At 59.7% G+C, this 7564-nt stretch carries 7 protein-coding genes (1 of these 7 running past the window's edge); 5 read left to right on the top strand and 2 right to left on the bottom strand.

The window, feature by feature from the left end:
• Both KW568_RS00590 and KW568_RS00585 read right to left on the bottom strand, forming a co-directional pair.
• On the bottom strand, positions 1 to 38 hold the 5' end (the start) of the coding sequence (locus tag KW568_RS00590; protein ID WP_004575244.1) for a CaiB/BaiF CoA-transferase family protein. It extends 1183 nt beyond the left edge of the window; the window shows 38 of its 1221 coding nt (coding positions 1-38); the start codon lies at positions 36 to 38; the stop codon falls past the left edge of the window.
• A gap of 13 nt (positions 39 to 51) precedes the next feature.
• Positions 52 to 1233 carry an acyl-CoA dehydrogenase gene (locus KW568_RS00585; RefSeq protein ID WP_003252907.1) on the bottom strand — a complete coding sequence of 394 codons (1182 nt, stop codon included), beginning with the start codon at positions 1231 to 1233 and terminating at the stop codon, positions 52 to 54.
• A 160-nt stretch (positions 1234 to 1393) separates the two neighbouring features.
• On the opposite strand from KW568_RS00585, the gene KW568_RS00580 reads away from it, so the two are divergent.
• The 5 genes from KW568_RS00580 (at position 1394) to KW568_RS00560 (ending at position 7297) form a co-directional block, all read left to right on the top strand.
• Complete coding sequence (locus KW568_RS00580; protein ID WP_004575245.1) at positions 1394 to 2311, top strand: LysR family transcriptional regulator; 918 nt, start codon at positions 1394 to 1396, stop codon at positions 2309 to 2311.
• Positions 2312 to 2730: 419 nt separating this feature from the next.
• Entirely contained in the window at positions 2731 to 3852 is a 1122-nt protein-coding gene (locus KW568_RS00575) for a Re/Si-specific NAD(P)(+) transhydrogenase subunit alpha (protein WP_003252911.1), read from the top strand.
• Between the two features lie 11 nt (positions 3853 to 3863).
• On the top strand, positions 3864 to 4178 hold the full coding sequence (locus KW568_RS00570) for an NAD(P) transhydrogenase subunit alpha (RefSeq protein WP_003252914.1): 315 nt from the start codon (positions 3864 to 3866) through the stop codon (positions 4176 to 4178).
• Between the two features lie 2 nt (positions 4179 to 4180).
• Positions 4181 to 5617: an NAD(P)(+) transhydrogenase (Re/Si-specific) subunit beta gene (locus KW568_RS00565; RefSeq protein ID WP_003252919.1), complete on the top strand. Its 1437-nt coding sequence runs from the start codon at positions 4181 to 4183 to the stop codon at positions 5615 to 5617.
• 186 nt (positions 5618 to 5803) lie between these two features.
• Positions 5804 to 7297 carry an acetyl-CoA hydrolase/transferase family protein gene (locus tag KW568_RS00560; protein WP_003252922.1) on the top strand — a complete coding sequence of 498 codons (1494 nt, stop codon included), beginning with the start codon at positions 5804 to 5806 and terminating at the stop codon, positions 7295 to 7297.
• The last annotated feature ends 267 nt before the right edge of the window (positions 7298 to 7564 follow it).

The following is a 7564-nucleotide window of genomic DNA, read 5'->3' as shown; positions in this document are numbered from 1 at the left end:
GAAAGGTCTAGCACCCGCAGATGTGATAGCGCGCCCATGGCTTGCTCCTTATCAATAGAACGCCTGGATACCGGTCTGCGCACGACCCAGGATAAGTGCATGCACATCATGGGTACCTTCATAGGTGTTGACCACCTCCAGGTTAACCAGATGGCGGGCCACACCAAACTCGTCGGAGATGCCGTTGCCGCCCAGCATGTCACGCGCCATACGGGCGATATCCAGCGCCTTGCCGCAGGAATTGCGCTTCATGATGGAGGTGATTTCCACCGCAGCCGTCCCTTCATCCTTCATGCGACCCAGACGCAGGCAGCCCTGCAGCGCCAGGGTGATTTCTGTCTGCATGTCGGCAAGCTTCTTCTGAATCAACTGGTTGGCGGCCAGTGGACGACCAAACTGCTGACGGTCCAGGGTGTACTGGCGAGCGGTGTGCCAGCAGGCTTCAGCGGCACCCAGCGCACCCCACGAAATACCATAGCGAGCCGAGTTCAGGCAGGTGAACGGGCCCTTGAGGCCACGCACGTCCGGGAAGATGTTCTCTTCTGGCACGAACACATTGTCCATGACGATTTCACCAGTGATCGACGCGCGCAGGCCAACCTTGCCATGGATTGCCGGGGCACTGAGGCCTTGCCAGCCTTTTTCCAGTACGAAGCCACGAATATCGCCCGCATCATCCTTGGCCCACACCACGAACACATCGGCGATGGGACTGTTGGTGATCCACATTTTACTGCCGGTCAGCCGGTAGCCACCGTCGACCTTCCTCGCGCGCGTAATCATCGAACCAGGATCGGAGCCATGGTTAGGCTCGGTCAGACCGAAGCAACCGATCCACTCGCCACTGGCCAACTTGGGGAGGTACTTCTGCTTTTGAGCTTCGGTGCCAAATTCGTTGATCGGCACCATCACCAGCGACGACTGCACACTCATCATCGAGCGGTAACCTGAGTCGATACGTTCCACTTCGCGAGCAATAAGGCCATAGCACACATAATTCAGGCCACTGCCACCGTATTGCTCGGGAATGGTTGCACCCAACAGGCCTACTTCACCCATCTCGCGGAAGATCGCCGGATCGGTCTGCTCATGGCGGAAGGCCTCAAGCACACGCGGGGCCAGCTTGTCCTGGGCGAACTGATAAGCGCTGTCACGCACCATGCGCTCTTCTTCAGTGAGCTGCTGATCCAGCAGCAACGGGTCGATCCAGTTGAAGCTTGCTTTACCGGCCATGAGCGAATCCTCGAAATAGGGGTCAGTTTCTTGTGCCTTTGAGCCTAGGCCTGATCGGCCGCCGGGACAAACGAGGATTGCGCACCAATTAGTGATATTTTGTCACTCCGTAAATCGGCAAAACGCCTTATTGACAGCCTTACAAGTGAGGTTGACGTACATGCGCCGTAAGATCCCCAGTACCGCCGCCCTGATTTGCTTCGAGGCGGCAGCCCGTAACGAGAGCTTTACCAAGGCTGCCCAGGAACTCGCGCTGACCCAGGGTGCCGTCTGTCGGCAGATCGGTGGCCTGGAAGCCTTCCTTAATGTGGAACTGTTCCGTCGCTCGCGCCGCGGCGTAAGGCTGACCGAAGCCGGCCTGTCCTACAGTCGCCAGGTGGCGGCCCAACTGGACGCCGTGGAGCGCGATACCTTGTCGGTCATGCGCCAGCAAGGCGCCAATGTGATCGAGCTGGCGGTAGTGCCGACGTTTGGCACTCAATGGCTGCTACCACGGCTCAAGGACTTCCAGCAGCGCCACCCGGAGGTCACAGTCAACCTCACCAACCGCACCCGGCCATTCCTGTTCGCCGACACTACCTTCGATGCCGCCATCTATTTTGGTGATGCGGACTGGTCAGGCACCCAGTCGCACCAACTGATGGGTGAAAACCCAGTACCCGTGTGCAGCCCGGCACTGCTGAACGGCCAGGGCATGCTCGAGGCACGCCACATCGCGCAGCTACCACTGCTGCAGCAGAGCACGCGCCCGTATGCCTGGCGGCAATGGTTCGGCAGTGTGGGCATGAATGTGGAGCGCGACATGACAGGCCCGCGCTATGAACTATTCTCGATGCTCGCCCAGGCGGCCATGCACGACATGGGCATTGCCCTGATACCACCGTTCCTGATCCAGCGGGAGTTGGAGGAGGGAAGGCTGGTGGTCGCTAACAGGCATGCCCTGAGTAGCGACAAGGCCTACTATCTGATGATTCCAGAGCGCAAGGTGGAGTCGGCGTCGCTACGCGCCTTTCGCGACTGGCTGGTAAGCCAGGCTCAGGCCTACCTGAATAGATCAGGGGCAAGCGCGACAAATTGACCCTGTAGTCAATTATTTTAAACACCTACAGATATATGTATATGTCGCATATTCGCAAACTGTAACGCAAGCATAAAAACACCCTTTAACCGTGCTCAGTACGCGGCTTTGCGGGTTATTTTGCGACATCCAACTAGTCGTAAGCGAATTGGCCGCTTTTTTTTTGATTTTTTCTCCTAATCTGCCAATGGCGCATGTTTGACGGGCTGCAACCCTATTGCTGCGACAAGCGGTCACAGGGTGACTTGTAGTTTTGACTTCGTTTCGCTTCAGAACCGGTTGAAGGCCTTCGGGTTCGTCTGCAAAATGCTTCGCCCCGCCCGGGATCCGGCGGGTTGGCGCTCCACAGCCGCCCCAGCGCACCATCCGAAGTGTGCTGGCTTCTACAAAGACAAAAGGTCACCGCAGGAGAAATAGTCGTGCACATTGGTGTTCCTCTCGAGACGCAGACCGGTGAGACAAGGGTCGCTGCGACCCCCGAAACCATCAAGAAACTGATTGGCCAGGGCCATCAGGTCACCGTTCAACGGGGGGCAGGGCTCAACGCCGCCATTCCGGACAGTGCCTATGAAGCCGTGGGTGCTTCCCTTGGAAGCGCCGCCGATGCCTACGGCGCCCAATTGGTACTCAAAGTGGTCGCCCCCAACGACCAGGAACTGGCCCTGATCAACAGCGGCAGCCTTCTGGTGGGCATGCTCAACCCCTTCAACGGTGAACTGATCGGCAAGATGGCCGAACGCGGTATTACCGCCTTCGCCCTGGAAGCCGCGCCGCGAACCTCGCGGGCGCAGAGCCTGGACGTGCTGTCGTCGCAGGCCAACATCGCCGGCTACAAGGCCGTGTTGCTGGCAGCCCATCACTACCCACGCTTCATGCCAATGCTGATGACCGCTGCCGGTACCGTTAAGGCCGCACGCGTCCTGGTACTGGGCGCTGGCGTTGCCGGCTTGCAGGCTATCGCCACCGCCAAGCGCCTGGGTGCGGTGATCGAAGCATCCGACGTTCGCCCGGCGGTGAAAGAGCAGATCGAATCACTGGGTGCAAAATTCATCGACGTGCCCTACGAGACCGACGAGGAGCGAGAATGCGCCGAAGGCGTTGGCGGCTATGCCCGACCAATGCCGGCCAGTTGGATGCAGCGCCAGGCCCAGGCGGTGCACGAGCGTGCCAAGCAGGCCGATATCGTCATCACCACCGCGCTGATCCCCGGGCGCAAGGCGCCGACCCTGCTAAGCGCCGAAACCGTGGCGCAGATGAAGCCTGGCTCGGTGGTCATCGACCTGGCTGCAGCCCAAGGCGGCAACTGCCCGCTGACCGTCGCAGACCAGGTGGTGCAGGAGAACGGCGTGACCATCGTCGGCCCGACCAACCTGCCAGCCCAGGTGAGTGCCGATGCCTCGGCACTGTATGCGCGCAACCTGCTGGACTTCATGAAGCTGCTGTTCGACAAGGATGGCGCGCTGATCATCAACCTCGAAGACGACATCGTCGCGGCCTGCCTGATGTGCCGTGATGGTCAGATCGTCCGCAAGAACGGCTAAGGAGCACGACAATGGAAGACATGCTGATTTCCCACGGCATCTACAACCTGATCATTTTCGTGCTGGCCATCTATGTGGGCTACCACGTGGTGTGGAACGTCACCCCGGCGCTGCACACCCCACTGATGGCGGTCACCAATGCCATCTCGGCAATCGTCATCGTCGGCGCCATGCTGGCCGCGGCCCTGACCGTGACCCCGGCCGGCAAGCTGATGGGCACCCTGGCCGTGGCCCTTGCCGCAGTCAACGTGTTCGGTGGCTTCCTGGTCACCCGCCGCATGCTTGAAATGTTCAAGAAGAAAACCAAGAACGAGGCGAAGAAGTAAGCATGAGCATGAATCTGGTAACGCTCCTCTACCTCGTCGCCTCGGTGTGCTTCATCCAGGCGCTCAAGGGCCTGTCGCACCCGACTACCTCGCGGCGCGGCAATCTGTTCGGCATGATCGGCATGGGGCTCGCCATCCTCACGACGGTCGGCCTCATTTATAAGCTTGGGGCTGAACTTGCCACTGCCGGTATCGGCTATGTCATCGTCGGCCTGCTGGTCGGCGGCACCGCCGGTTCCATCATGGCCAAGCGCGTCGAAATGACCAAAATGCCCGAACTGGTCGCTTTCATGCACAGCATGATCGGCCTGGCGGCGGTGTTCATTGCCATCGCCGCCGTGCTGGAGCCACAGTCGATGGGCATTGTGGCTGCCATCAGCGATCCGATCCCCACCGGCAACCGCCTGGAGCTGTTCCTCGGTGCTGCCATCGGTGCCATTACCTTCTCCGGTTCGGTGATCGCCTTTGGCAAATTGTCGGGCAAGTACAAGTTCCGCCTCTTCCAAGGCGCACCGGTACAGTTCGCTGGCCAGCACAAACTGAACCTGATCCTTGGCCTGACCACCATCGCCCTTGGCCTGCTGTTCACTTTCACTGGCCACTACAGTGCCTTCACCCTGATGCTGGTCCTGGCCTTCATCATGGGTGTGCTGATCATTATTCCGATCGGCGGCGCCGACATGCCAGTGGTGGTGTCGATGCTCAACAGCTACTCGGGGTGGGCAGCGGCCGGCATCGGCTTCTCGCTGAACAACTCGATGCTGATCATCGCCGGTTCCCTGGTAGGTTCGTCCGGTGCCATCCTCTCGTACATCATGTGCAAGGCGATGAACCGCTCGTTCTTCAACGTCATCCTTGGCGGCTTCGGTGGCGATACCGACACTGGCGCGGCGCAAGGTTCGCAAGAACAGCGGCCGGTGAAGTCCGGTTCGGCTGACGATGCCACCTTCCTGCTCAGCAATGCCGACAGCGTGATCATCGTTCCGGGCTACGGCCTGGCGGTGGCCCGCGCACAACACGCACTGAAAGAGCTGACCGAGAAGCTGACCCACAACGGCGTGACCGTGAAGTATGCGATTCACCCGGTGGCGGGCCGCATGCCCGGGCACATGAACGTACTGCTGGCCGAGGCTGAAGTGCCGTACGATCAGGTATTCGAGATGGAAGACATCAACGCCGAGTTCGGCCAGGCCGACGTGGTGCTGGTGCTGGGCGCCAACGACGTGGTCAACCCGGCGGCGAAGAACGATCCCAAGTCGCCAATCGCCGGCATGCCGATCCTCGAGGCGTTCAAAGCCAAGACCATCATCGTCAACAAACGCTCGATGGCCAGCGGCTATGCCGGCCTGGACAACGAACTGTTCTATCTGGACAAGACCATGATGGTGTTCGGTGACGCCAAGAAGGTCATCGAGGACATGGTCAAGGCAGTGGAGTGACACCAGCCGCTGCAAACCAGCTGATATAAAGGAAGCCCCGGTCAGAATCTGCCGGGGCTTTTCTTTTATTGATCCGGATCAACGGCTCAAATACAAGGCTTCTCATACGACCATGGTCGTGGGACGGCAATGGGCGAAATCTCTAGACTGCGCTGCAGTAGTTTCAGTAGCCCGAGATAACAATCCATGTACCGTGATCGTATCCGCTTGTCCTCCCTGCACAGCAAGGTAATGAGTGCGGCTGATGCCGCTGGTCTGATCGAGGACGGCATGACTGTCGGCATGAGCGGCTTCACCCGCGCCGGCGAAGCCAAGGCCGTACCGCATGCACTGGCCGAACGTGCCAAGCAATCGCCACTGAAAATCAGCCTGATGACCGGCGCCAGCCTGGGCAATGACCTGGACAAACAACTGACCGAGGCCGGTGTGTTGGCCCGCCGCATGCCGTTCCAGGTCGACAGCACCCTGCGCAAAGCCATCAATGACGGCCAGGTGATGTTCATTGACCAGCACCTGTCGGAAACCGTCGAGCAACTGCGCAACCAGCAGCTGAAGCTGCCGGACATCGCGGTCATCGAAGCCGTGGCCATCACCGAGCAAGGCCACATCGTGCCAACCACGTCGGTGGGCAACTCGGCCAGCTTCGCGATCTTCGCCAAGCAGGTGATTGTGGAGATCAACCTCTCGCACAACACCAACCTCGAAGGCCTGCACGACATCTATATCCCAACCTACCGTCCGACTCGCACGCCAATCCCGCTGGTCAAGGTAGACGACCGTATCGGCAGCACCGCGATCCCGATCGACCCGGCCAAGATCGTCGGTATCGTCATCAGTGACCAGCCAGACTCGCCGTCCACTGTGCTGCCGCCAGATGATGAAACACAGGGCATCGCCGACCACCTGATCAACTTCCTCAAGAAGGAAGTGGATGCAGGCCGTATGACCAACAAGCTCGGCCCGCTGCAAGCCGGCATTGGCAGCATTGCCAATGCGGTGATGTGCGGCCTGATCGAGTCGCCGTTCGAAGACCTGACCATGTACTCCGAAGTGCTGCAGGACTCCACCTTCGACCTGATCGACGCCGGCAAGCTTAGCTTCGCATCGGGCAGCTCGATCACCCTGTCAACGCGCCGCAATGCCGATGTGTTCGGCAACCTGGAGCGCTACAAGGACAAGTTGGTGCTACGCCCGCAGGAAATCTCCAACCACCCGGAAGTGGTACGTCGCCTGGGCATCATCGGTATCAACACCGCACTGGAGTTCGATATCTACGGCAACGTCAACTCCACTCACGTCTGTGGCACCAGGATGATGAACGGCATCGGTGGCTCCGGCGACTTCGCCCGTAACGCCCACCTGGCCGTGTTCGTCACCAAGTCGATTGCCAAAGGCGGGGCGATTTCCAGCGTGGTGCCAATGGTCAGCCATGTCGACCACACCGAGCACGACGTGGACATCCTGGTCACCGAGCAGGGCCTGGCGGACCTGCGTGGCCTGGCGCCGCGCGAACGGGCGCGAGCGATCATCGACAACTGCGTGCACCCAGACTATCGCGCTGCGCTGAACGACTACTTCGACCGTGCCTGCCAGCGTGGCGGTCATACCCCGCACATCCTGCGTGAAGCCCTGAGCTGGCACGAAAACCTGGAAGAAACCGGGCGCATGCTGGCTAGCTGATCCAGATGTGGTACGGAACGGCGGCCCTGCCTCTGCTGTTCCGGCCTCTTCGCGGGCTTGCCCGCTCCCACAGGTGATGTACAACCCTAAAGGGCAGCACTTTCTCTATGGGAGCGGGCAAGCTCGCGAATAGCCCATAACACTCAAACCCTTCTATCAATACACCTTTCCGCCATCAGCAGAATAATCTGTTCTACTGTACTGGTGTTTTCAGATCTTCCCGACTGACAAATCCCCTTCTTCGAATCAAGGCGCACCAAAGAAGTG

The organism is Pseudomonas sp. HD6515 (assembly GCF_024971855.1).
Classification (GTDB): Bacteria; Pseudomonadota; Gammaproteobacteria; order Pseudomonadales; family Pseudomonadaceae; genus Aquipseudomonas; species Aquipseudomonas alloputida.
The sequence above is the reverse complement of the archived record's forward strand: the minus strand, read 5'-3'. Positions and strand labels throughout refer to the sequence as shown.